21 protein-coding genes, 3 tRNA genes and 2 pseudogenes are annotated in these 23,211 nt (G+C 72.0%); 12 read left to right on the top strand and 14 right to left on the bottom strand.

Annotation, left to right across the window (positions count from 1 at the left end; all coding sequences use genetic code 11):
* Nucleotides 1-271 precede the first annotated feature (271 nt).
* Nucleotides 272-457 (top strand): 50S ribosomal protein L28, encoded by a 186-nt coding sequence (gene rpmB, locus QI554_RS24510; RefSeq protein ID WP_231778291.1) that lies wholly within the window; start codon nucleotides 272-274, stop codon nucleotides 455-457.
* 137 nt (nucleotides 458-594) lie between these two features.
* Here rpmB and thiD read toward each other — a convergent pair whose 3' ends face one another.
* Both thiD and QI554_RS24520 read right to left on the bottom strand, forming a co-directional pair.
* Nucleotides 595-1,389 carry a bifunctional hydroxymethylpyrimidine kinase/phosphomethylpyrimidine kinase gene (gene thiD, locus QI554_RS24515; RefSeq protein ID WP_281472373.1) on the bottom strand — a complete coding sequence of 265 codons (795 nt, stop codon included), beginning with the start codon at nucleotides 1,387-1,389 and terminating at the stop codon, nucleotides 595-597.
* 59 nt (nucleotides 1,390-1,448) lie between these two features.
* Nucleotides 1,449-2,396, bottom strand: a complete 948-nt coding sequence (locus QI554_RS24520) for a thiamine-phosphate kinase (RefSeq protein WP_281472375.1) — start codon at nucleotides 2,394-2,396, stop codon at nucleotides 1,449-1,451.
* A 320-nt stretch (nucleotides 2,397-2,716) separates the two neighbouring features.
* Here QI554_RS24520 and QI554_RS24525 point away from each other — a divergent pair, with 320 nt between their 5' ends.
* Together QI554_RS24525 and QI554_RS24530 are read left to right on the top strand one after the other, a co-directional pair.
* Entirely contained in the window at nucleotides 2,717-2,953 is a 237-nt protein-coding gene (locus QI554_RS24525; RefSeq protein ID WP_281472513.1) for an Lrp/AsnC family transcriptional regulator, read from the top strand.
* 51 nt (nucleotides 2,954-3,004) lie between these two features.
* Complete coding sequence (locus tag QI554_RS24530) at nucleotides 3,005-3,649, top strand: DUF3515 family protein (protein WP_281472376.1); 645 nt, start codon at nucleotides 3,005-3,007, stop codon at nucleotides 3,647-3,649.
* Nucleotides 3,650-3,700: 51 nt separating this feature from the next.
* Here QI554_RS24530 and QI554_RS24535 read toward each other — a convergent pair whose 3' ends face one another.
* The 3 genes from QI554_RS24535 to QI554_RS24545 all read right to left on the bottom strand — a co-directional run bounded on the left by QI554_RS24535 (nucleotide 3,701) and on the right by QI554_RS24545 (nucleotide 7,025).
* A complete protein-coding gene (locus QI554_RS24535; protein WP_281472377.1) occupies nucleotides 3,701-4,843 on the bottom strand; it encodes a D-alanine--D-alanine ligase family protein in 1,143 nt (380 codons plus the stop codon).
* A gap of 362 nt (nucleotides 4,844-5,205) precedes the next feature.
* Nucleotides 5,206-6,216, bottom strand: a complete 1,011-nt coding sequence (locus QI554_RS24540) for an NAD(P)H-dependent glycerol-3-phosphate dehydrogenase (protein WP_281472379.1) — start codon at nucleotides 6,214-6,216, stop codon at nucleotides 5,206-5,208.
* Nucleotides 6,213-7,025 carry a lysophospholipid acyltransferase family protein gene (locus QI554_RS24545; RefSeq protein WP_281472381.1) on the bottom strand — a complete coding sequence of 271 codons (813 nt, stop codon included), beginning with the start codon at nucleotides 7,023-7,025 and terminating at the stop codon, nucleotides 6,213-6,215. The genes QI554_RS24540 and QI554_RS24545 overlap by 4 nt, the downstream gene beginning before the upstream one ends.
* 290 nt (nucleotides 7,026-7,315) lie before the next feature.
* Here QI554_RS24545 and cofC point away from each other — a divergent pair, with 290 nt between their 5' ends.
* Both cofC and QI554_RS24555 read left to right on the top strand, forming a co-directional pair.
* Nucleotides 7,316-7,999, top strand: a complete 684-nt coding sequence (cofC, locus tag QI554_RS24550; RefSeq protein ID WP_425528043.1) for a 2-phospho-L-lactate guanylyltransferase — start codon at nucleotides 7,316-7,318, stop codon at nucleotides 7,997-7,999.
* Between the two features lie 14 nt (nucleotides 8,000-8,013).
* On the top strand, nucleotides 8,014-8,247 hold the full coding sequence (locus tag QI554_RS24555; RefSeq protein WP_281472384.1) for a cold-shock protein: 234 nt from the start codon (nucleotides 8,014-8,016) through the stop codon (nucleotides 8,245-8,247).
* Between the two features lie 973 nt (nucleotides 8,248-9,220).
* Here the strand turns inward: QI554_RS24555 and QI554_RS24560 are convergent.
* From QI554_RS24560 to leuC, 4 genes are all read right to left on the bottom strand, one after another.
* Entirely contained in the window at nucleotides 9,221-9,814 is a 594-nt protein-coding gene (locus tag QI554_RS24560; protein WP_281472386.1) for an HU family DNA-binding protein, read from the bottom strand.
* 78 nt (nucleotides 9,815-9,892) lie between these two features.
* Nucleotides 9,893-10,210 (bottom strand): SCO5555 family protein, encoded by a 318-nt coding sequence (locus tag QI554_RS24565; protein WP_281472388.1) that lies wholly within the window; start codon nucleotides 10,208-10,210, stop codon nucleotides 9,893-9,895.
* A 150-nt stretch (nucleotides 10,211-10,360) separates the two neighbouring features.
* Nucleotides 10,361-10,966: a 3-isopropylmalate dehydratase small subunit gene (gene leuD, locus QI554_RS24570; RefSeq protein WP_281472389.1), complete on the bottom strand. Its 606-nt coding sequence runs from the start codon at nucleotides 10,964-10,966 to the stop codon at nucleotides 10,361-10,363.
* A 5-nt stretch (nucleotides 10,967-10,971) separates the two neighbouring features.
* Nucleotides 10,972-12,396, bottom strand: a complete 1,425-nt coding sequence (gene leuC, locus QI554_RS24575; protein ID WP_281472390.1) for a 3-isopropylmalate dehydratase large subunit — start codon at nucleotides 12,394-12,396, stop codon at nucleotides 10,972-10,974.
* Nucleotides 12,397-12,562: 166 nt separating this feature from the next.
* Here leuC and QI554_RS24580 point away from each other — a divergent pair, with 166 nt between their 5' ends.
* Entirely contained in the window at nucleotides 12,563-13,288 is a 726-nt protein-coding gene (locus QI554_RS24580; RefSeq protein ID WP_231778302.1) for an IclR family transcriptional regulator, read from the top strand.
* A 156-nt stretch (nucleotides 13,289-13,444) separates the two neighbouring features.
* On the opposite strand, the gene QI554_RS24585 is transcribed toward QI554_RS24580, so the two are convergent.
* From QI554_RS24585 to QI554_RS24605, 5 genes and pseudogenes are all read right to left on the bottom strand, one after another.
* On the bottom strand, nucleotides 13,445-13,963 hold the full coding sequence (locus QI554_RS24585; protein WP_281472391.1) for a hypothetical protein: 519 nt from the start codon (nucleotides 13,961-13,963) through the stop codon (nucleotides 13,445-13,447).
* 329 nt (nucleotides 13,964-14,292) lie between these two features.
* Nucleotides 14,293-14,883: pseudogene (locus tag QI554_RS24590) on the bottom strand (GTP-binding protein); the annotation flags it as partial.
* Nucleotides 14,864-15,190, bottom strand: a pseudogene (locus tag QI554_RS24595) (DUF742 domain-containing protein); the annotation flags it as partial. The pseudogenes QI554_RS24595 and QI554_RS24590, both read right to left, overlap by 20 nt.
* A 44-nt stretch (nucleotides 15,191-15,234) precedes the next feature.
* A complete protein-coding gene (locus QI554_RS24600; RefSeq protein ID WP_281472392.1) occupies nucleotides 15,235-15,657 on the bottom strand; it encodes a roadblock/LC7 domain-containing protein in 423 nt (140 codons plus the stop codon).
* Nucleotides 15,654-19,535: a sensor histidine kinase gene (locus QI554_RS24605; protein ID WP_281472394.1), complete on the bottom strand. Its 3,882-nt coding sequence runs from the start codon at nucleotides 19,533-19,535 to the stop codon at nucleotides 15,654-15,656. The genes QI554_RS24600 and QI554_RS24605 overlap by 4 nt, the downstream gene beginning before the upstream one ends.
* A gap of 555 nt (nucleotides 19,536-20,090) precedes the next feature.
* Here QI554_RS24605 and QI554_RS24610 point away from each other — a divergent pair.
* From QI554_RS24610 to QI554_RS24635, 6 genes are all read left to right on the top strand, one after another.
* Nucleotides 20,091-20,252 (top strand): hypothetical protein, encoded by a 162-nt coding sequence (locus tag QI554_RS24610; protein ID WP_281472396.1) that lies wholly within the window; start codon nucleotides 20,091-20,093, stop codon nucleotides 20,250-20,252.
* A gap of 96 nt (nucleotides 20,253-20,348) precedes the next feature.
* Entirely contained in the window at nucleotides 20,349-21,131 is a 783-nt protein-coding gene (locus tag QI554_RS24615; RefSeq protein ID WP_281472398.1) for a fumarylacetoacetate hydrolase family protein, read from the top strand.
* Nucleotides 21,124-22,623 (top strand): glutamate--tRNA ligase, encoded by a 1,500-nt coding sequence (gene gltX / locus QI554_RS24620; protein WP_281472400.1) that lies wholly within the window; start codon nucleotides 21,124-21,126, stop codon nucleotides 22,621-22,623. The genes QI554_RS24615 and gltX overlap by 8 nt, the downstream gene beginning before the upstream one ends.
* Nucleotides 22,624-22,783: 160 nt before the next feature.
* A tRNA-Gln gene (locus QI554_RS24625) sits at nucleotides 22,784-22,855 on the top strand.
* A gap of 64 nt (nucleotides 22,856-22,919) precedes the next feature.
* Nucleotides 22,920-22,992 (top strand) — tRNA-Glu (locus QI554_RS24630).
* Nucleotides 22,993-23,037: 45 nt separating this feature from the next.
* A tRNA-Glu gene (locus QI554_RS24635) sits at nucleotides 23,038-23,110 on the top strand.
* Nucleotides 23,111-23,211: the final 101 nt, after the last annotated feature.

A 23,211-nucleotide genomic window follows, 5' to 3' on the forward strand; every position in this document is an offset into this window, starting at 1 on the left:
CCTCCTTGCCCGCCACGCCCGCCGTTGCGCGGCCTGTGCAGAGTATCCGGCCGGGCGTGCGGCGGTGACCTGGTGAGAAAGAGCGGCCCCCGCGAGGCGCATCGGACGGATGCGCTACGCTGATGGAGAAGCGTGACGAGTCGGGCGGTTTTCCATGCGCACCGCGCGATTGGCATCCATCCCCGCTCGTCGGTTACTCTTCCTCGGTTGCCTGGCACCTGCCGGCACGTGAACGTACGCGCAATCCTTATTCGTCTTTGGAGTGTCTCCCGTGGCTGCCAACTGCGACGTCTGCGGCAAGGGGCCGGGTTTCGGCAACAACATCTCGCACTCGCACCGCCGCACCCGCCGTCGCTGGAACCCGAACATCCAGACGGTTCGCACGGTGCAGGGCGGCACGCCGAAGCGCCTGAACGCCTGCACCTCGTGCATCAAGGCCGGCAAGGTCACCCGCTGACCCCAGCCTTCCCCAGCTTCTGAACAGCCGGGCCACCTCACGGTGGCCCGGCTGTTCGCCGTTCCGGGCCCGGGCCGCGACGCGGCACCGGGCCCGTGCCTGTGTGCGGCACGGACCCGGTGGGTGCTCAGGGACGGTCAGCCGCGGAAGCGCCAGCCGTGGTCGACGGGGCCGATGCCCGCGCCGAGCGGGAAGCCCTCGCGGATCGCGCCGGTGATGTACTCCTTCGCGGCGCCCACCGCGCGCGGCACGTCGCGGCCGAGCGCCAGGTACGAGGCGATGGCGCTGGCGAGCGTGCACCCGGTGCCGTGCGTGTGCCGGTTGTCGTAGCGCTCGCTGCGGAACCAGTACTCGCGCGAGCCGTCGAACAGCAGGTCGGCGGCCTCACCCTCCAGGTGGCCGCCCTTGACCAGCACCCACTCGGGGCCGAAGGCGAGCAGCGCCTCGGCGGCCTTGCGCATGTCGGACGGCTCGCGGACCTCGAGCCCGGTCAGCTGGCGGGCCTCGAACAGGTTCGGGGTGACCACCGTCGCGGTCGGCAGCAGCTTCCCGCGCACCGCGTCGAGGGCCTCCTCGGCGAGCAGCGGGTCGCCGTGCTTGGACACCGACACGGGGTCGACGACGACCGGTGCGGGCAGCCCGGCGAGCAATTCGGCGACCGTCTCCACGAGCACGGGCGAGGCCAGCATGCCGGTCTTGACGGCCTGCACGCCGATGTCGTCGACGACGCTGCGGAACTGCGCGCGGACGGCCTCCGGCGGCAGCTCCCAGTAGCCCTGGACGCCGAGCGAGTTCTGCGCGGTGACCGCCGCGATGACGCTCATGCCGTGTACGCCGAGGGCGAGCATGGTCTTCAGGTCGGCCTGGATTCCGGCGCCGCCGCCGGAGTCGGAACCGGCGATCGTCAGCACGCGGGCGGGGGTCTGCACCATGGTTGTCAGCTTATCGACCGGCTTGTGGACGCCGACCGGTGCCGTGTCCGGCACGCCGCTCAACCGCCGAAGTGGTCCCATCCCCCGGCGCCCGACCACTCCTCGCCGTCGACCGTCACGCCGTCGCCCGCCACGACCCGCCCGATGACCCGCCAGCGGGCACTGAGCGCGGTCCCCGCCGGGAACGTCGCGACGAGCGCGTGGTCCTCGCCGCCGGTCAGCACCCACGAGAGCGGGTCGGCGCCGAGCGCCCGCGCCACGTCGCGCATCTGCGCCGGGACGTCGAGCAGGTCGCTGATCAGGTCGACCCGCACGCCGGACGCGCGGGACAGGTGGCCGAGGTCGGCGATCAGGCCGTCGCTGACGTCCAGCATCGCGGTCGCGCCGAGCCGGGCCGCGGCCGGACCCGCGTCGTACGGCGGCTCCGGACGGCGGTGCGCCTCGACGAACGCGCGCGGATTGCGGTGCCCGTGACTGAGGATCGCCAGGCCCGCCGCAGACCAGCCGAGCCAGCCCGCGACCGCCACGACGTCGCCCACCCGGGCGCCCGCGCGCGTCACCGGCGCGCGGCCCTCCAGGTCGCCGAGCGCGGTGATCGACACCATGACGGACGCGCCGCGCACGACGTCGCCGCCGGCCACGCCCGCCTCCACGACGGCGCACTCGTCGCGCAGCCCGTCGTACAGCTCCAGCGCCCACGCGACCGGCAGCTCGGCCGGCCCGACCAGGCCGATGAGCAGCGCGGTCGGCACCGCGCCCATCGCGGCCACGTCGGCGAGGTTCTGCGCGGCGGCCTTGCGGCCCACGTCGTACGCCGTCGACCAGTCGCGCCGGAAGTGCCGCCCCTCGACCAGCAGGTCCGTCGTCGCCACCACCCGGCCGTCGGGCGCCGCGATCACGGCCGCGTCGTCGCCCGGGCCCAGCGGCACATGACGGCCGGTCGGGACGCGCTCGGTCAGCGCGCCGATCAGCCCGAACTCGCCGAGGTCGCCCAGCGTGCCGCTCATGCGCGTGCCTCGCCGCGCTCGCCCGCCGCGTCCCGCCCGGCACCCCGCCCGGTGGTCCGTGTGCTCCGCTCGTTCACGACCGGCCCCCCGCCGCCGCACCCAAGCCCGGCATATCCGTCCCGTTCTGTCGTGGTTCCTGACGTATTCCCCGGATCGGAAGACCCGAGGCCCCGCCGGTCACCTGTTGGTCGCCCGCGTCGGTGCGGTCGACAATGGTTGCATCCGCCCGCGCCGGACCGCGCGGTACGGTGTGCGACGCAGTACGTGGCTTGGCTGGTTTGGTGAAGGTTCCCTCAATCCTGGCGCGCCGGGAGGCCGTGGTGGTACAGGCATACATCCTGATCCAGACCGAGGTCGGACGGGCCGAGTCGGTGGCCCGCGAGATCGCGGGGCTGCCCGGCATCACGGCGGCGGAGGACGTCACCGGCCCGTACGACGTGATCGTGCGCGCCGAGGCCACCGACGTCGACGAACTCGGCCGACTCGTGGTCGCGCAGGTGCAGCGCGTCTCGGGCATCACGCGCACCCTGACCTGTCCCGTGGTGCACCTGGCCTGACGACCGCCCCCGGACCCGGCCGCGCGCGGCGGGCTCCGTAGGATCGGGCCCGTGACCGCGACCACGCCCGCCCCAGCGCCGCCCGCTCCGGGACCGTCGGGAACGACGTCCAGGCGCCGTCGGGCGCTCGTGCGGTACGGGCTGCCGGGCGCGGCACTCGCCGCCGCGGGCCTGCTCACCGCGTACCTGGTCGGACGCGGGGGCGACGACACCGTCCACATCGCCGTGCCGCAGCCGCCGCCCGGCCGGATCGGCGAGGTGTGCCACGAGCTGTACGCGAAGCTGCCCGCCGACGTGCTCGGCGGGAAGCGGCGCGACAGCGCGCCGGTCTCCGAACTGACCGCGGCCTGGGGCAGTCCCGCGGTGGTGCTGCGCTGCGGCGTCCCCAAGCCGGTGTCGCTGCGACCGAGCGACCCGCGGTACGACCCGTCGCAGAACTCCGTCGGCGTGAACGGCGTGAGGTGGGTCTTCACCACCGAGGGGCCGGGCAAGGCGCTGCAGTTCACGACGCTGAACCGCGAGGTGAACGTCGAGGTCGTGGTGCCGCCGGCATACGGGCAGGCGCCCGGCGTGCTCACCGCGTTCGCCGAGCCGATCAAGGCCACCGTGGTCAACCTCATGCCGGGCGACGACGCGCCGGCCCCCGAGGCCGGCGAACCGGTCGAGGGTCCGACGGCTTCGCCGGGCTCGGGATAGCGACCACGTCGACGGTCGGCGCGCCCGGCGCGGTCCGCACGGTCGGTGCGGTCAGCGCAGCAGGGAGTTGGGCCGGTCCAGCGCCGCACGGATCAGCCGGTCGACGAGCTGCGGGTACTCGACGCCGGTCGCCTTCCACATCTGCGGGTACATCGACACCGGCGTGAACCCCGGCATCGTGTTGACCTCGTTGATGACCCAGCCGCCGTCCTCGAGCAGGAAGAAGTCGACGCGCGCCAGGCCTTCGCAGCTCATCGCCTCGAACGCGGCCACGGCCAGCTCCCGCACCTCGGCCATCTGCTCGGCGGTCAGGTCGGCGGGCACGTCGGTCTCGGTGACGTCGTCGAGGTACTTGGCCTCGAAGTCGTAGAACTCGTGGTCGCCGCGCACCCGGATCTCCGCGGGGACGCTCGCCTCGGGGCCGTCCGGCCCGTCCAGCACACCGCACTCGATCTCGCGGCCGCGCAGCATGCCCTCGACGATGACCTTCGGGTCGTGCTTGCGCGCGGTCTCGACGGCCTCGTCGAACGCGTCCATCTCGTGCACCTTGGTGATGCCCATGCTGGAACCGGCGCGCGCCGGCTTCACGAACACCGGGAAGCCCAGCTCCGCGACGGACGCGCGCACCGCCGCCGGGTCGCGCTCCCAGTCGCGCGGACGGATGGTCACGTACGGGCCGACCGGCAGGCCGAACCCGACGAACACCCGCTTCATGTACTCCTTGTCCATGCTGACCGCGCTGGCCAGCACGCCCGAGCCGACGTACGGGACGCCCGCGAGCTCGAGCAGGCCCTGCAGCGTGCCGTCCTCGCCGTACGGGCCGTGCAGCAGCGGGAAGACCACGTCGACGCTGCCGAGCACGTCGGTGACCGCGCCGGTCTCCAGCACCGCGATGTCGCGCTGCGTCGGGTCCGCGGCCAGCACCACCGAGCCGGTGGGCGCGGCGATGTCCGTGACGTCGGGGAGCTTGCCGGACGCGCCGATCGCCAGGCGCTCCGCGGCGTCCGCCACGACGGCCCAGCGGCCGTCCTGCGTGATGCCGAGCGGCAGCACGTCGTACTGCTCGCGGTCGATCGCGGACAGCACGCTGCCCGCCGTGACGCACGAGATCGCGTGTTCGGAGCTGCGGCCGCCGAACACGACGGCGACGCGCGGCCTTACGGACGACTGGGGGGTGGCGATCTGCTCGGTCATCGAACTCGGGTCGCGACGCCAATCGGCTGCGCGCCCCTCGCTCCTCTCGCATTGCTCGAAAACGGCCACCACTCGCGTGAGCGTGCCGGTACTCTGGGTGATGTTCGGAGGCGCGAGTCGCCGGACCTTCCGCCGGGCCGGCGGTCGCGGCCTGTGGAGCCGGTGTAAGTCACGGCACCTTCCGAGGTGTCTGCGGTCGGCTGCGAAGCAGGAAGGCCTCGGGTGACCGAGAGCGAGCCCGTCGCAGACCTGGTGGGGTCGAGGTCAAGGTGTCCAAAACCCTAGCCGCGATAACCAAGCGGCGCTGGTAGGCACTCAAGCGGCCCCGTGGTCCGTGGCGGACACGCGGGGCCGCTGCGTTGCTAATTCGTCCCGTAGCGCTCCGGCTTGGCGGAGCGCGACATGAGCTCCTTCAGGGCCAGCTGCGGCGACTTGCCGTCGTGCACCATGGCCACGACCGTGTCGACGATCGGCATCTCGACGCCGTGCCGGCGGGCGAGCTCCTGGACCGCGACGCACGACTTGACGCCCTCGGTGGTCTGCCGCGCGGCGGCGGTGGCCTCCTCGACGGTCATGCCGCGGCCGAGGTTCGCGCCGAAGGTGTGGTTGCGCGACAGTGTCGACGAGCACGTCGCCACCAGGTCGCCGAGGCCCGCGAGTCCGGCGAACGTGTGCAGGTCGGCGCCCATCGCCGCGCCGAGCCGCATCGTCTCCGCGAGGCCGCGGGTGATCAGCGACGCCTTGGCGTTGTCGCCGAGCCGCATGCCGTCGGCGGCGCCCGCGGCCAGGCCGATCACGTTCTTGACCGTGCCGCCGAGCTCGCAGCCGACCACGTCCGCGTTCGTGTACGGGCGGAAGTACGGGGTCATGCACGCCGCCTGGAGCCGGCGCGCGACGTCCTCGTCCGCGCACGCCACGACGCTCGCGGCCGGCAGCCGGTGGGCGATCTCCTTGGCCAGGTTGGGCCCGCTGACCACCGCGACCCGGTCCTCGCCGACCCCGGCGACCTCGCGGATCACCTCGCTCATCCGCTTCGCGGTGCCGAGTTCGATGCCCTTCATGAGGCTCACCAGCACCGCGTCGGGCGACAGCACGGGCGCCCACGCGGCCAGGTTCTCGCGCACCGTCTGGGACGGGATGCCCAGCACCACGAAGTCGGCGCCCTCGGCGGCCTTCGCGGCGTCGAGCGTCGCCGTGACCGGCTCGGGCAGGTGCACGCCCGGAAGGTAGTCGGGGTTCTCGTGCCGGGAGTTGATCGCGTCGACGATCTCGGAGCGGCGGCCCCACAGCGTCACGTCGCACCCGGCGTCGGCCAGGATCATCGCGAACGCGGTGCCCCACGAGCCGGTGCCGAAGACCGCGCAGCGCGTCATGCGGCGCCGTCCTCGGCGGCGGGCTTGGGGTCGTCCTTCGGGTCGGACTTCGCCTCGGCGGCGGGCGCGGCGTCGTCCGCGGCAGCGGCCTCGGCGGCCGCCTTGGCCTTCGACTTGCGGCGCTGCTCGCGCGTCGGGGCCGGCTCGTCGCGCAGCTTCGCGAGCAGCTCGGTCACCGCGTCCATGATCTTGTCGGTCGCGCCGCGCAGCACCTCTGCGGTCATCTCGCGGCCGCGGAACTCCTCGAGGTCGACCGGCGGTCCGGCCAGCACGCGCATGGTCTTGCGCGGGAACAGCCGCAGCTTCTTGCCGTACGGCGCAAGCATGTCCTGGGCGCCCCACTGTGCGACCGGGATGACGGGGGCGCCGGTGGTCAGCGCGATGCGCGCCGCGCCGGTCTTGCCCTGCATCGGCCAGAGCGCCTTGTCGCGGGTGATCGTGCCCTCGGGGTACACGGCCACGCAGTCGCCCTTGTTCACGGCGTCCACGGCCGCGCGGAAGGCCAGCGCGGCGTCCGCCGAGTCGCGGTACACCGGGATCTGGCCGGCGCCCTTGATGATCCGGCCGACCACGGGGATCTTGAACAGCGACGACTTGGCCAGGAAGTGCGCCTCGCGACCCGACTCGTACTGGAAGTGCGCGTACGTGAGGGGGTCGACGTAACTGATGTGGTTGACCGCCGTGATGAAGCCGCCCTCCGCGGGAATGTGCTCCATCCCGCGCCAGTCGCGCTTCGTGAAAAGCAGCAGCAGGGGTTTGACCACCACGACCACGACGCGGTACCAGAAGCCGATCCTTCTGCGGGCCATCAGTTGCGAGCCTCCTGAGTCGTGTCGCGTCGTGTCGATCCTCACACCACCGGCGCCCTGGCTGACCGGGTGCCGATTATGTACAAGGGAACACCATGGCGTGATCTCACCAGGCGATACCCCCGGGCCCCGGTCGACCCCCGTAGTTTCCCGTGAGAGTCGTCGCGATGTCGAGAAAGGTCCTCATCCACCGGAACGGCGGACAACCGAGGATAGGGAACGCCGCGCCGGAAAGGGACGGCACGGGACCGGCAACAGCGGGAACCGGCACAACGGAGGTGGACCGGCCGATGCGAGGAACGCGGGTGGGCGCCGGACCTGACGCGTGGCGGCTGGTCGTGCCCGTCAAACCCCTCACCGCGGCCAAGAGCCGGCTGGCGCCCGCGACGGGCGCGTACCGGGGCGGGCTGGCCCTCGCGTTCGCCGTCGACACCGTGCGCGCCGCGCTGTCGTGCCGGCGCGTCGCGGGAGTGCTCGTGGTGACCGACGACCCCGTCGTCGCCGAGCAGGTCCGCGCCGAGGGCGCCGAGACCGTCGCGGACGTCCAGGGGCAGGACGGCCGCGGGCGGCCGGGAGGGCTGAACGCGGCCCTCGAGCACGGTGCCGGCCTCGCGGGCCTGTGGTGGCCCGGCGCGGGCGTCGCGGCGCTGTCGGCGGACCTGCCCGCGCTGCGGCCCGAGGAGTTGGACCGCGTGCTCGGCGAAGCGGGCCGCCGGCCGCGGGCGTTCCTGGCCGACGCGGCGGGTGTCGGCACCACCCTGCTGGCCGCGTGGCCGGGGACCGTGCTGGCACCGGCCTTCGAGGGCGCGTCCCGTGCCCGGCACCGGCGTTCGGGCGCGCACGAACTCGTCCTCGACGACGTCGACTCGGTCCGCCGCGACGTCGACACCGGCGCGGACCTCGCGCGGGCCGTGGAGTTGGGTGTGGGGCCGCGCACCGCCGCGCTGCTGCCGCTGCTGTCCGCGGGGTGTTGAGTAGGCTCGACGGCATGCAGGGAACCGTGCACACCTTCGACCCGCGCACCGGCGCGGGCACCGTCCTCCTCGACGACGGCAGCGCGCTCCCGTTCCCGGCGGAGGCGTTCGCCGCGTCGGGGCTGCGGCTGCTGCGGCCCGGGCAGCGGGTGCGGCTGAAGGTCGAGGGCGAAGGCCCCGACCGTGCCGCCGTGTTCCTGACGATCGCGACGCTGTCCGACCCGTTCGTCGCGCCTCGCAGGCGCTGAACACGCCGGCGTCGGGCCGGTTGCCGCCGGCCCCTGGCGAACCCGCGCCACCCACACGGCCCAACGCGTTCCGCGCCGAGGCCCTCAAACGGCCGTAGGGCGCCTGAACGGCCCTGCGGGGACTCCGACACCGGGACGACCTCCGCGGGCCCGCCACAGCCCCACAGAGGCGCTTTTCGGGGCATGCGCGGAGACGTTGCGGAATCTCGAATTCCGGAAGCGCCCGGACGGGGACACGGCACGCACCCGCTGACGGTCTCGAATCCGCCCGGCCCCAGCGGGGTTGGCGGACTTCCGACGGCCTCGACCACCCCACGGGACCCGCTGCGCCACACCCGTCCTGCCCGTGACACGCGGGCCAGTTCCGCCTCCGCGTCCGCGAAAGCCCCTGCCCGGACGGCGATCCACGCGCGCCCCCGCAACCCGTTCGGCCGAACTCCCCTACCGTCCAAGGCCTACGGGCCGCCGACGGACGACCCGTTCGGCCGAACGCTCTGATGCGGCACCCGCGCGCACCACCGCGACGAAGAAGCGAACTCCCGCTGTCCGGCGCCTGCGCCGGTGAGCCGGAGCCCGACCCCTCCCCGCCACCGAAAGCCCTCGCGCGGCGCGGGACCCACCCCGTTCGGCCGAACCACCCCCGCACAGCCGCCGCAGTCGGCGCCCCACGCGTGCCGGACGCCTGTCCCCCAGGCCAGTTCCGCCCCCGCGGCCCGCAAACCCCGCCCCACAGAGGCGATCGGCCTCCGCACGGCACCTCGTCGTGCCGAACTCCCGTCGCGGACAGGGGGTCATACGCGTGACGCCCACCGTCCCGCAGACGCGCGACGGGCCGGACCCCATGGGAAGGGGGGTCCGGCCCGTCGCGTTGCCTGGCCGGGGTCCGCCGTGCTCGGGACCCTCGCCGGGTTCCCCGGGGGCGGTACCTGGTTCAGGACCTTGGGACCAGGTTCCGTCCGGGGGTTGCGCGGTACTACTTGGCGGCGCGCTTCGTCGCCTTCTTGGCCGTGGTCTTCGCCGCGGTCTTCTTCGCCGTGGCCTTGACCGCGGTCTTCTTCGCGGCGGTCTTCTTCGCGACCGTCGCCTTCTTGGCGGCCGGCTTCGCGGCGGCGGCCGTCTTGCGCGTGGCGGCCGGCTTCGCGGCGGCGGCCGTCTTGCGCGTGGTCGCGGCCTTGCGGGTCGCGGTGGCGCGGGCGGTCGTCGCCTTCTTCGCCGCGGTCTTCTTGGCGGCGGTGCCGGGACGCGGCGTCGGGCTGGCCTTGGCCGCCGCGCTGCCGCTCTTCGGCATCTTCTTGGTGCCGGCGGTCAGGTCCTTGAAGCCCTGGCCCGGGCGGAAGCGCGGGATCGCGGTCTTCTTGACCCGGACGCGCTCGCCGGTCTGCGGGTTGCGCGCGTAACGGGCGGCACGCTCGACCTTCTCGAACGAACCGAAGCCCGTGATGGACACACGGTCTCCGCCCGCGACCGCGCGGATGATGGCGTCGAGCACGGCGTCGACCGCGTCCGCGGCGGCCGTACGGCCACCCAGTCGGTCCTGGACCGCCTCGACAAGCTGAGCCTTGTTCACGTCTTCCCCTTCGAAAACCGATGCCGTATCAGATAGTCCGGCATTGGGCACGCTAAGCGCCCAATTGTGCTGAAGCAATTACCGAACGGACGAATCACCCTTGTGTCGCAACGGATTACAGACCTCGGCGGTGTCCGCGGCTCGCGCGGGATCCTGGTCGAGCTCGTCCATGAGCTTCGTCAGACGCCGTGCGGCGTCCGCCAGATCATGCTTTGCGGCATCGGTGACGACGAGGAGGCGGCGAACCAGCGCCACTTTCGCGCCGTCCGGTATGTCGAGCTTACGCACCCGCGCATGCGCCTCCTTCAACCGGGTGGCGAGTTCGGCGTAAAGCCCGACTTCGTCGGGGCTGTCGGGTTGCCCTGCTTGCTTCACACCGTGATTGTGACAGCTCATCCGACAATGGGCCTGTTGAGCCGGATCGGGGGAACCGGCTTGCCCCGTCCGGGAAAACGCCGAAGCGGCGGAGTGCGTGTGCACTCCGCCGCTTCCACAAGCCGGTTGGCGCTCTTCCGGGTTGGCCTCCGGATGGCCGAAATCCGTTTGTCAGACGGTCTGCGTACGGGGCAGCCAAGCGGGCCTGGTCTGCTCGAACGCCGTCACGTCGGCCTCGTGACGCAGGGTCAGCCCGATGTCGTCCAGACCCTCCAGGAGCCGCCAGCGCGTGTAGTCGTCGATCTCGAAGTCGGCGGTCACCGCGGCGTCTCCCGAGCCCGCCCGGACCTGACGCTCGACGAGGTCGACGGTGATCTCGACGGCCGGGTCGGCCTCGGTCAGCGCCCAAAGCCGGTCGACCGTCTCCTGCGGCAGGACGACCGTCAGCAGGCCGCCCTTCAGCGAGTTGCCGCGGAAGATGTCGGCGAAGCGCGACGAGATGACGGTCTTGAAGCCGTAGTTCTGGAGCGCCCACACGGCGTGCTCGCGGGACGAGCCGGTGCCGAAGTCGGGGCCGGCGACCAGGACCGAGGCCCCCTGCCGCGCGGGCTCGTTGAACACGAAGCCGGGGTCCTTGCGCCAGGCCTCGAACAGCCCGTCCTCGAACCCGGTCTTGGTGACCTTCTTGAGCCAGTGCGCGGGGATGATCTGGTCGGTGTCGACGTTGCTGCGACGCAGCGGGATCGCCGTACCGGTGTGCGTGGTGAACGGTTCCATGGCGATCAGACTCCAGCCGGGACGGGCACGTCGGTCAGGTCGGACGGGGCGGCCAGGTGGCCCAGGACCGCCGTGGCGGCGGCGACCTGCGGGGAGACCAGGTGCGTACGGCCGCCCTTGCCCTGCCGTCCTTCGAAGTTGCGGTTCGACGTGGACGCGCTGCGCTCACCGGGCGCCAGCTGGTCCGGGTTCATGCCCAGGCACATCGAGCAGCCCGCGTAACGCCATTCGGCGCCGGCCTCGGTGAACACCTTGTCCAGGCCCTCGCTGACGGCCTCCAGGGAGACCCGCACGGAGCCGGGGACGACCAGCATCCGCACGCCGTCGGCGATCTTGCGGCCGCGCAGGATGTCGGCGACCGCGCGCAGGTCCTCCATGCGGCCGTTCGTGCACGAGCCGATGAAGACCGTGTCGACCTTGATGTCGCGCAGCGGCTGGCCGGCGGTCAGGCCCATGTACTCCAGGGCCTTCTCGGCGGCGCTGCGCTCCGACGGGTCGCCGTAGGACGCCGGGTCCGGCACGGACGCCGACAGCGGCGCGCCCTGGCCGGGGTTGGTGCCCCAGGTGACGAACGGCGTGAGCTCGGACGCCTCGATGACGACCTCGTGGTCGAACACCGCGTCGTCGTCCGTGCGCAGCGACGTCCAGTACTCGACAGCGCTGTCCCAGTCGGCGCCCTCGGGCGCGTGGTCGCGGCCCTTCAGGTAGGCGAAGGTCGTCTGGTCCGGCGCGATCATGCCGGCGCGGGCGCCCGCCTCGATCGACATGTTGCAGACGGTCATCCGGCCCTCCATCGAGAGGTTCCGGACGGCCTCGCCGCGGTACTCGATGACATAGCCCTGGCCGCCGCCGGTGCCGATCTTGGCGATGACCGCCAGGATCAGGTCCTTGGCCGTGACCCCGGCGGGCAGTTCACCGTTGACCGTGACGGCCATGGTCTTGAACGGCGCCATCGGCAGCGTCTGCGTGGCCAGGACGTGCTCGACCTGGCTGGTGCCGATGCCGAACGCCAGCGCGCCGAACGCGCCGTGCGTGGAGGTGTGGCTGTCGCCGCACACGACGGTCATGCCGGGCTGGGTCAGGCCCAGCTGCGGGCCGACGACGTGCACGACGCCCTGCTCGACGTCGCCGAGCGAGTGGATGCGGACCCCGAACTCGGCGGCGTTGCGCCGCAACGTCTCCAGCTGCACACGGGACACCGGGTCGGCGATGGGCTTGTCGATGTCAAGGGTGGGGGTGTTGTGGTCCTCGGTCGCGATCGTGAGATCGGTCCGGCGGACCGGGCGCCCGGCCTGGCGCAGGCCGTCGAAGGCCTGCGGGCTGGTCACCTCGTGCAGCAGGTGCAGGTCGATGTAGAGCAGGTCGGGCTCACCTTCAGCACGACGCACGACGTGTGCGTCCCAGACCTTCTCCGCGAGTGTCCGTCCCATCGCTGTCCCTCCGGTCGGCGTCTTTGCCGACTTTTGCGTGTCGTGTTTCCGCGGCCCATCGCGCTGCCCACCCGCAGCGGGGAAATGCCCCGGTACTTCGAAGAGTGCCACGCAGGTCGCCTCAAACGGACTTGCGTCTCGTCATTCGAGACGGCAATATCGAAGCATGGACAACTCTAGCGGAGTCGGCGTGCTCGACAAGGCCGCTGTCGTGCTGGCCGCGCTCGAAGCGGGGCCAGCGACGCTGGCGGGGCTCGTCGCCACGACCGGACTGGCCCGACCCACCGCCCACCGCCTCGCGGTGGCCCTGGAACACCACCGTCTCGTCGCCCGGGACATGCAGGGGCGCTTCGTCCTCGGACCGCGCCTCGCGGAGCTCGCCGCCGCGGCGGGCGAGGACCGGCTGCTCGCCGCCGCACACCCCGTACTCGCGCACCTGCGGGACGTCACCGGGGAGAGCGCGCAGCTCTACCGGCGACAGGGGGACATGCGCGTCTGCGTGGCCGCCGCCGAGCGGCTCTCCGGCCTGCGGGACACCGTCCCGGTCGGCAGCACGCTGCCGATGAAGGCCGGCTCGGCCGCGCAGTGCCTGCTGGCGTGGGAGGAGCCGGAGCGTCTGCACCGAGGCCTCCAGGGTGCCCGCTTCACGGCGACGACGCTGTCCGGCGTGCGCCGGCGCGGCTGGGCCCAGAGCATCGGCGAGCGCGAGCCGGGCGTCGCGTCGGTCTCGGCCGCCGTCCGCGGCCCGAGCAACCGCGTTGTGGCCGCCGTGTCGGTCTCCGGGCCGATCGAGCGCCTGACCCGCCACCCGGGCCGGCTCCACGCCCAGGCCGTCATGGAGGCCGCCGCGAAGCTCTCCGACGCGCTGCGCAAGGCCCAGGTCGACGTCTGACCCGCCTCCGACGCTCGACGGCGTTCCCGGTCCAACCCCTGACGACCGGATGCACCGACGGGCGTGACGGATGCGGCGGCCCCAGCGCGACCTACAAAACACGTAACCCATCCGGACCGTGGTCACGGATGGGTTACGTAGTGGTCAAACGATCAATCAACTGCCTGGGCGGAAGGTCTTCCAGCCGTCGCCCCACGCGTCGTCGGCGGGGCCTCCGTCGGTGCCCATCGGGGGGTGCCCGGCGGCCGGCGAGATCTTCTTCGGAGGCCGCGGGGCCGAGGGCCTGCGGGCCGCGGGAATGGACGTCGCGGCGGACTTGCGCGGGGTCGTCTCGGCCGGCGCCGCCGGCTTGTTCGGCATCGCGGTGGAGACCTGCGCGGTGGCCAGCGGACTGGGCGCCGTCATCGGGTTCGGAGGCAGCGGCGGAAGCGGCGGTTCCGCTCCGGTACGGGCTTGTTCGAGGCCCTGCACGAAGCTTTCGAGGCGGTTGCGGACGTCCTGGGGATCGCGTGAGACGCCGAGCATCTGCGCCGCGATCGCACCCGGAACGGCGTCGACGGCCGCCCCCGGCACCAGGTTGGCCTGCGGCATCCGCATCGGCAGTCCCGTGCGCGTCGTGCCGTCGACCACCGGCTCACGCGCGGCCTGCGCTGCGCGCCAGCTGTTGTCGTCCACCGAACCCCCATCTCGGTCCGTGCTGCCCGGCCTGCGGCCCAAGATCAGTCGCATATCGATTGGGCAACGGAATCTGTAACCCGCACAGTAGCAACGCCGAGGTCCGTATGGGGGTTCCGGGGTCCGCGTTACCCGACCTTGTCACCAAGCTGTGAAACTTTTTCCGTGTCAAAGTACGGAGGCGGCACGGACGCGGCGCGGACGCGGTGGGCAACTGCCCGCGGGGCAGGCGCGCTTCCCGAAAAGGGACGGAAACGCAGAATCGGGCGGCCCCCCCCAGGGGCGCCCGCTTGCGCGGGGTTGCGGCCGCCGACGCCGCGCCGCTCCAAGCGCAGGCGCGCCATCAGCGCGTGCTCGACGAGCGTGATGAGCGTCGACTTGGCCGACTCACGCCGCCGCGCGTCGCAGCTGACGATCGGCGTCTCGGGGCCGATCTGCAGCGCCTCGCGGACGTCGTCCGCGTGGTGCGTCTGCACACCGTCCCAGCAGTTGAGGGCGATGATGAACGGCAGCCCGCTGTTCTCGAAGTAGTCGATCGCGGGGAAGCAGTCCGCCAGACGGCGGGTGTCCACGATCACGACCGCGCCGATCGCGCCGCGCACCAGGTCGTCCCACATGAACCAGAACCGGTGCTGTCCGGGCGTGCCGAACAGGTAGAGGATCAGGTCCTCGTCCAGCGTGATACGGCCGAAGTCCATCGCGACGGTGGTCGTCGCCTTGTCGGGCGTCGACGCGATGTCGTCGATCCCCTGGCTCGCGGAGGTCATGACGGCCTCCGTGCGCAGCGGGGCGATCTCGGAGACCGCGCCGACGAGCGTCGTCTTGCCCACGCCGAACCCGCCCGCGACGACGATCTTCGCGGAGGTCGTCGAGGACCGCGGCGCCGGGACGCCGCCCGGGCTAGAGCTTGCGAAGTCCACTGAGCACCCTTTCGAGCAGCGTCACGTCCGGCTGCCCCTGGTCGTTCCCGGGCTGATGGATGACCACGAGTCCGGCCTCGGCGAGGTCCGCGACAAGTACGCGGGCCACGCCGAGGGGGATGGCGATCAGGGCCGAAATCTCGGCGACCGACTTGACCTGCCGGCACAGTTCGCAGATGCGCTGGTGCTCGGGCAACAGGCCAGGCGGGTTCGCCACCTGGGGCGTGGTCGTGACCAGCGCCTCCAGCGCGAGCTGGTAGCGCGGCCGGGTACGGCCGCCCGTCATGGCGTACGGGCGCACCAGGGTCTCGTGGAACTCCTGGTCCCCGTGATCGGACATCTCCGGATGGGTCATCGCGGCAGCGATCCCTGGAGTTCGGCGCGCAGCGCCGGGGTCAGGACAGTGCCCGCCCGGTCGACCAGCAGCGCCATCTCGTAGCCGATGAGGCCGATGTCGCACTCCGGAGAGGCGAGTACGGCCAGCGACGACCCGTCGGAGATCGACATGATGAACAGGAAGCCCCGTTCCATCTCGACGACCGTCTGCGTGACGTGCCCGCCCTCGAAGATGCGGGACGCACCCTGGGTCAGGCTCGTCAGGCCGGATGCCACGGCGGCGAGCTGGTCGGCTCGGTCCCGTGGGAAGCCCTCGGACAGGGCGAGCAGCAGGCCGTCCGCGGAGACCACGACCGTGTGCGACACCCCGGGGGTGTTGTCCACGAAGTTCGTGATCAGCCAGTTCAGGTTCTGCGCGGCCTGGCTCAACTCAGTCATGCCTGCTCCTGGTTGTTCTCGTCACGAGGCTGCGGGGCCATTCCCCCGGCCCCGGCAGTGCGACCCTGCTGAATGCCTCGGCGGAAGTTGGTCAGTCGTCCCCGGACCTCGTCGGGGTTGCGCGACAGACCGGACGGGTTCTGCGGCGGCGTGGCCGACTGGACGCCGGGGGTGCCCCGCGTGATCAGCGGCGGCGCGGCCGGTGTGTCGCCCGGACGGGCGTGGCCTCCGTCGGCCACACCGCCGGGGACCAGGTTGGCGCGCGGCACGCGGCGCGGCAGACCCGCGCCGGTGGTGCCGCTCGAAGCCGGCTCGCGCGCGGCCTCGGCGGCCCGCCAGCCCTCGTCACCGGCCGAGTACCAGCCGGATCCGGGCTGCTCCACGGCCGGGCGACCCGGCTGCGGGGCGGGCTGTGCCTGGTGCGTCGGGGCGGCCGACTGCTGCTCGACGGGAGCGGCGTGCGAGGCCTGGCGCGTCGGCAGGGTGCCGGGCGCCTCGGCCTGGGCCGCCGGGCCCGCGTGCGAGCGGCGCGGCAGCGCCTGCTCCGAAGTGCGGGGCGGAAGCGGCGGGTTCGTGGCCGCCGGCGTCCGCCGGTCGAGCGGCTGCGCCGCGGGCTGTCCGAACGACTGCCCGTTGTCCTGCGGACGGATCGGCTCGGCCGAGTCCGACTCGTCGACGTCGCCCTCGAGTTCGCCGCGGCTGCGCACCTGGGCGGCGCGCATGCGGCCACCGCGGCCGGTACGCCGGTGGAACCAGTCCGACTCGAGCGTCTCGAAGATCGGCGAACGCTCGTCGTCGACCACCATCGGCAGCGCCGAGGTGGAGTCGAGCGCGTCGACCGGTTCGGCCTGCGGGAGTTCGGGCAGTGCCGGGCGGGACTGCGGCAGCGCCTGCGGGGCCTGCTGCTGCGGGGCCTGCTGCTGCGGAACCTGCTGCGGCTGCTGGCCGGGGGCGCCGGCCTGGTCGCGGAACAGGGCACGCGGCTCGCCGGCCTGCGGGCGGCGGTCCGGGAGGCCCGGCTGCCGAACGGCCGGCAGCGCGTCGCCCGCGGGGGGCTGCCCCTGGCCGCGGACGCCGTTCTCCTGCGGGTCGAGCCGGCGCTGCGGGGCCTCGTAGGCGGGCACCTGCTGCGGCGGCGCGACCGGCGCGAGGCCGTCGAACTCCGGCGCCGACCATGCGGCCGCGCGCTGCTGGCCGGTCTGGCCGGGCTGACCCGGCTGGCCGAACTGACCGGTCTGGCCGGGCTGTTCGGCGGCGGGGAAGGCACCGGTGTCCTGACCGCCGCGGCGCGGCAGTCCGGCACCGCGGTCGTTGCCGCTGTGCTCGGCCGGCTCGTGGTCGAAGCCCGGCTGCTGGTACGGCGACTCGTACTCGGGACGGCCGTACGCGGTGGGTCGACCGAACTCGCCGGTCGCCGGCTGCTGCTGCCCGTACTGCGGCCGCTCGAAGGCGGACTGCTGCGGGAGTTGCACCGGCTGCTGCTGCGTCTGGTCGACCGGACCGAACGGCGACGCGAACTGCGCGGTGTCACTGGCCGGACGGGCGTCCTGGACGGTCGGCTGCTGCGCGACCGGCGCGAACGGGTTGTCCGTGTCGGCCGGCGCGAACGGCGTTCCGGGGAACGGCGTGTCGTGCGTCGTCGGGCCTTCGGAGAAGGCCGAGGCGGGCTCGTAGGCGGACTGCTGTCCGGTCTGCGGGCCGCCGTTCTGCGTCGTGTCGGCCGCCGCGGCGAGCCCACCGAGCGCGTGCGATCCGGTCTGCGGGCCGGCGGCGCCGCCGCGCTGCGGAAGCAGCCGGGGCGGCTCGTGGCGGCCGGCGTCGGGGCCGGGGCGCTGCGGTCCGGCCGCGGAGGCCGGGAGTGCCGGGATCTCCTGCGACGAGGTGAGCGCGTCGGGCTCCCAGCCCTTCTCGACCGCGGGGCGGCCGGTGCCCTTGTCCCAGTTGCCGCCGGGGCGGTCGCCCTGGATGAGCTCGATCGGGAGCATGACCAGCGCGGTCGTGCCGCCGCCGTCGCCCGGGCGGAGCTGGACGCGGATGCCGTGCCGGGTCGACAGACGGCCGACCACGAAGAGGCCCATGCGCCGGGATATGGAGACGTCCACCACGGGCGGCCGGGCGAGGCGCTGGTTGGCGTCCGCCAGGTCGTCACCGGTGAGGCCGATGCCGTTGTCGTGGATCTCGATCAGCGCGCGGCCGTCCGGGAGGATGTGGCCGGTCACGCGGACCTTGGTGTGCGGGCTGGAGAACGTCGTCGAGTTCTCGAGCAGCTCGGCGAGGAGGTGGACGAGGTCGTTGACCGCGCGGCCGGCGATGTCGGTGGTCGGCAGGGCGCCGAGCTCGACGCGCTCGTACTGCTCCACCTCGGACGCCGCGGCGCGGAGGACGTCGACCAGCGGGACCGGGCGGGTCCAGCGGCGGCCGGGCTCTTCACCCGCGAGAACCAGGAGGTTCTCACCGTTGCGGCGCATACGGGTCGCGAGGTGGTCGAGCTTGAACAGGTTCGCCAGCTGGTCCGGGTCGGCCTCGCGGTTCTCCAGGTCGGAGATCAGCGCGAGCTGACGCTGGATCAGGCTCTGGCTGCGGCGCGACAGGTTGACGAACATCGAGTTGACGTTGCCACGCAGCAGGGCCTGTTCGGCCGCGAGGCGGACCGCCTCGGCGTGGACGGCGTCGAACGCGCGGGCCACCTGGCCGACCTCGTCGCGGGAGAGCACCGCGATGGGCTCGACGTTCAGGTCGACGTCGCCGGGTTCGGACTCGGAGAGGCGGCGGACCGTCTCGGGCAGCCGCTGCTCCGCGATCTCGAGCGCGCTGCGGCGCAGCGTGTTGAGCGAGCGGACCAGCGAACGCGCCACGATGACACCGAGGATGATCGTGAACAGCAGCGCCGCGACGACCAGGATGGTGTTGACGAGCGCTTCGCGGCGGGCGTCGTCGCGCAGCTGGTCGGCGGTCTTGAGGAGCTCGTCGCCCATCCGGGTCTCGAGCTTCATGAGCGCGGTGACCTTGGCGGTCGACAGGTCGCGGAAGCCGTCCTGGGTGAAGCCCTCGGCGGAGCCGATGCCCTGCTTGCCGCCGGACATCGTCTTCTGCGCGGCGACGAGGAGGTTCGTGACGGCGCTGGCCTTGCCCTGGACGGCGGCCGCGTCGTACAGCTTGCGGACCTCGTCGGGCGCGACGCTCTTGAACTTGCGGATGGCCTCGTCGTCACCGGAGATGAGCTGGCGCAGACCCTCGGGCGCGTCGGCGAACGGGCTGTCCGGCTTGGCGCCGTACGCCAGGCCGATCGCGCGCTCCGCCGAGGCGTAGGCCTTGACCTCGCCGAGCAGGCCCAGCGCGCGGGCGCCCTGGATCAGGTCGGGGTCGCGGGTGATCTCCGGCGCCTGCTGGTTGATCGACAGCAGCGCCAGGATGATCTTCTGGTACTCCTGCACCGTCACGAACGGGAGGTTGTTGTTGTACGCGGAGCGGCGCACGTTCGTGAGGTTCTGCATCTGCGCTTCGATCGTCTTCACGGTCGCCTGGATCAGCGGCAGGCTGTCGAGATCCATCTTGGCGACCGCGGCACGGAAGCGCTCGTACTGGGTGGTCGTGCCCTTGTACAGGTTCTGGATGTCGGCGTTGGCGTCGACGGTGCCGTGGTCCCCGGCGAGGACCGACGCGGACTGGTCGCGCTCCTCCTCGAGGAAGGCCACCAGCGTCGTCGACTGGTTGATGACCTCGCCGGCCTTCTGCACGACGTCCATCTCACGCGTCTTGTCGACGGAGGACTGGATGCGCAGTCCACCGAGCAACGCCGCGACGATGACCGGCAGCAGCAGCAGCGCTGTGATGCGCGTGCGGATGCGCCAGTTCTTGATGGAGAAAAGCAGCTTCAACCGCGAAGGAGCCACGGGGGCTCGACTGGCGGTGAGTTCCTGGGGTGGGCGCATGTCTGCGGGCCCGACAGCGGCCGGGGCTTCCGCGGAGTCCTGCTGCCTCTTCCGACGTCCCTGCACTAGCTTCGCAACCTCTTGTGACCAGTCGATGACCCGCCGGATCGGCGAGGCTTACGTGCGGAGATCCCGGACGGGACCGCGCTTGGGAACCACCCCCGTGGTCGCACGCATTTCAGCACAGCCCAGGGGCCGCAACAAGATAGCGGGGTCGTGAAAAGTCCGGACAACGGTGAACTGGACGAGACAATCCCTTTGTCCGAATTGGCACCACTATTACCGGCTCTATTCGGACAAATAGACCCAGGTTTGGCTCGAATCCGGAGAGGTCAAAATCACAGGTTCACCTGGGAACTCGGCAACTCTACGCAATTGATCGCCTACACACAGTGCGGCTTCGTTCCCACCCGGACCCCGATTGATGTAACCAACAGTAACCTTGATATTCAAGGGCGTCCGCAGAACACCGATATTCCGAAGGGGCGGGACGATTCCGTCATGGGCCTGAGCACGCACCGCACGAACACCGCGAACCCGCGCCGCACGCAGCTCGACGTCGCCCCGATCCCCGCGCAGCGCACCGAGCCGGACGTCGCGGAGCTCCGCACCGGCCCCACCGCCAACCCGCGCCGCACCAACCTGGTCGACGACGAGGTCTGAGCCACGCGCGCACCGGGCCGGTACCCCCGGTGGGGACAGCCCGCGGGATAGCCTGGGGGCGTCCCATCGGCCCCGACAGACCCGAGGTTCCGGCCTGTGCGCATCGTCAGGTTCTCCACCGGCGACTCCTATTCGTTCGGCGCGGTGGGCAGCACCCGCGAGCAACCCGGCGAACTGGTGGTCGCCGAGCTCGACGGGCACCCCTACGGCGGCATCTCGCTGACCGGCCGGACCCACCCGCTGGCCGACGTCCAGCTGCTCTCCCCCGTGCTGCCGAGCAAGGTCGTGGCGATCGGCAAGAACTACGCCGACCACGCCGCCGAGATGGGCGGCGAGGTGCCCGAGGTCCCGATCGTGTTCCTCAAGCCGTCGACCGCCGTCATCGGCCCCGACGCGCCGGTCGTTTACCCGGACATCTCGAACGAGCTGTCGTACGAGGCCGAACTCGCCGTCGTCATCGGCCGGCTGTGCCGCGACGTCCCGCCGGAGCGGGTCCCCGAGGTGGTCTTCGGCTACACCTGCGCCAACGACGTGACCGCCCGCGACCTGCAGCGCACCGAGGGCCAGTGGGCGCGCGCCAAGGGCTTCGACACGTCGTGCCCGCTCGGCCCGTGGGTCGAGACCGAGCTCGACCCCGCCGACCTCGCCGTCACCTGCACGGTCAACGGCGAACTGCGGCAGAACGGCCGCACCTCCCAGATGGTCCGCAGCATCACCGACATCGTGGTCCACGTGACCGCCGCGATGACGCTGCTCCCCGGTGACGTGATCCTCACCGGGACCCCCGCGGGCGTCGGCCCGCTCCAGGTGGGCGACGAGGTCGCCGTCACCGTTGAAGGCATCGGAACTCTCACCAACAGGGTGATCAAGCGTGGCTAGCGAGCCCCAGGGCGCCGACGTGCGCGTCCGTTTCTGTCCCTCCCCGACCGGCAACCCGCACGTGGGCCTGGTCCGCACCGCCCTGTTCAACTGGGCGTTCGCGCGGCACAACGGCGGCACGTTCGTGTTCCGTATCGAGGACACCGACGCCGCCCGCGACTCGGAGGAGTCGTACGAGCAGCTGCTCGACGCCCTCAAGTGGCTCGGGTTCACCTGGGACGAGGGCCCCGAGGTCGGCGGCCCGCACGCGCCCTACCGCCAGTCGCAGCGCATGGACGTCTACGCGGACGTCGCCAAGCGCCTGCACGAGGCCGGGCACGCGTACGAGTGCTTCTGCACCACCGAGGAGCTCGAGGAGCGCCGCGAGGCCGCCCGCGCGGCCGGCAAGCCGTCCGGCTACGACGGCCACTGCCGCGACCTGGGCGCCGAGCAGGTCGCCGCCTACCGCTCCGAGGGCCGCGACGCGATCCTGCGCTTCCGCATGCCCGACCGCACCATCACGTTCACCGACCTGGTGCGCGGCGAACTGACCTTCGAGCCCGAGCACGTGCCCGACTACGGCATCGTGCGCGCGAACGGCAAGCCGCTGTACACGCTCGTCAACCCGGTCGACGACGCGCTGATGGAGATCACCCACGTGCTGCGCGGCGAGGACCTGCTGTCCTCCACGCCGCGGCAGATCGCGCTGTACGAGGCGCTCGCCGACATCGGCGTGGGCAACGGCACCACGCCGCGCTTCGGCCACCTGCCGTACGTCATGGGCGAGGGCAACAAGAAGCTCTCCAAGCGCGACCCGCAGTCCTCGCTGAACCTCTACCGCGAGCGCGGGTTCATCCCCGAAGGCCTGCTCAACTACCTGTCGCTGCTGGGCTGGTCGCTGGCGGCGGACCGCGACTACTTCTCGGTCGAGGAGATGGTCGCGGCGTTCGACATCAAGGACGTCAACGCCAACCCGGCGCGCTTCGACCTCAAGAAGTGCGAAGCGGTCAACGCCGACCACGTGCGCGCGCTCGCGCCCGAGGACTTCCGCGACCGCCTGGTGCCGTTCCTGCAGAAGGCCGGGCTGCTGCCGGACGAGCCGACCGCCGCGCAGCTGGAGCTGCTCGGCAAGGCCGCCCCGCTGACGCAGGAGCGCATGGTCGTGCTCGGCGAGGTGGTCGGCATGCTCGGCTTCCTGTTCGTCGCGCCGGAGGACTTCACGCGCGACGAGGCGGACGCCGCCAAGGTGCTGACCGCGGACGCGGCGCCGGTCCTGGAGGCGTCCATCGGCGCGCTGGAGACCGCCGAGTGGGCCACCGACCCGATCCAGGCGGTGCTGCGCGAGGCGCTCGTGGACGGCCTCGGCATCAAGCCGAAGAACGCGTTCACCCCGCTGCGCGTCGCGGTCACCGGCCGACGCGTGTCGCCGCCGCTGTTCGAGTCGATGGAGCTGCTGGGCCGCGACGAGACGCTCGCCCGGCTGCGCTCGGCGCTGGACGTCGCGCGCGGTTGAGCCCGGTTCGTACCGGGTGTGCACGGCCCTCTCGGGGCGGTGCGCACCCGGGCCCGGAACCCGTTTTGGTCAGGCCCGCCTGATCGGGTAAAGTTCTACTCGTTCCGCCCCGCAGGGGAGCGGGACAAGCCAGCAAGATCCCTTAATCGGGGTCGAGCATTGGGGTATGGGGTAATTGGCAGCCCGACTGGTTCTGGCCCAGTTAGTCTAGGTTCGAGTCCTGGTACCCCAGCTGTGTCACCGCAAGGACGACACGGCTGAACGACCACCGCCAAGTGGTCGACAGTTTTGAGTTTGGCCCCGTTGTGTAGCGGCCTAGCACGCCGCCCTCTCAAGGCGGTAGCGCGGGTTCGAATCCCGTCGGGGCTACTCAGAACTCTTCAGCAGGAACCATCCCTTCGGGGATGCGGCTAGGGCCCCGTTGTGTAGCGGCCTAGCACGCCGCCCTCTCAAGGCGGTAGCGCGGGTTCGAATCCCGTCGGGGCTACTCCTTCGAATCCCTCACCATCGCGGTGGGGGATTTCGTGTTTCCGGGCTCCGGACGACGGCAACGGCCGTGGGGGGGGGGGGGGGGGGGGGGCGGGGCCC

The sequence above is a fragment of the Yinghuangia seranimata genome (assembly GCF_029953285.1).
GTDB classification, from domain to species: Bacteria; Actinomycetota; Actinomycetes; order Streptomycetales; family Streptomycetaceae; genus Yinghuangia; species Yinghuangia seranimata.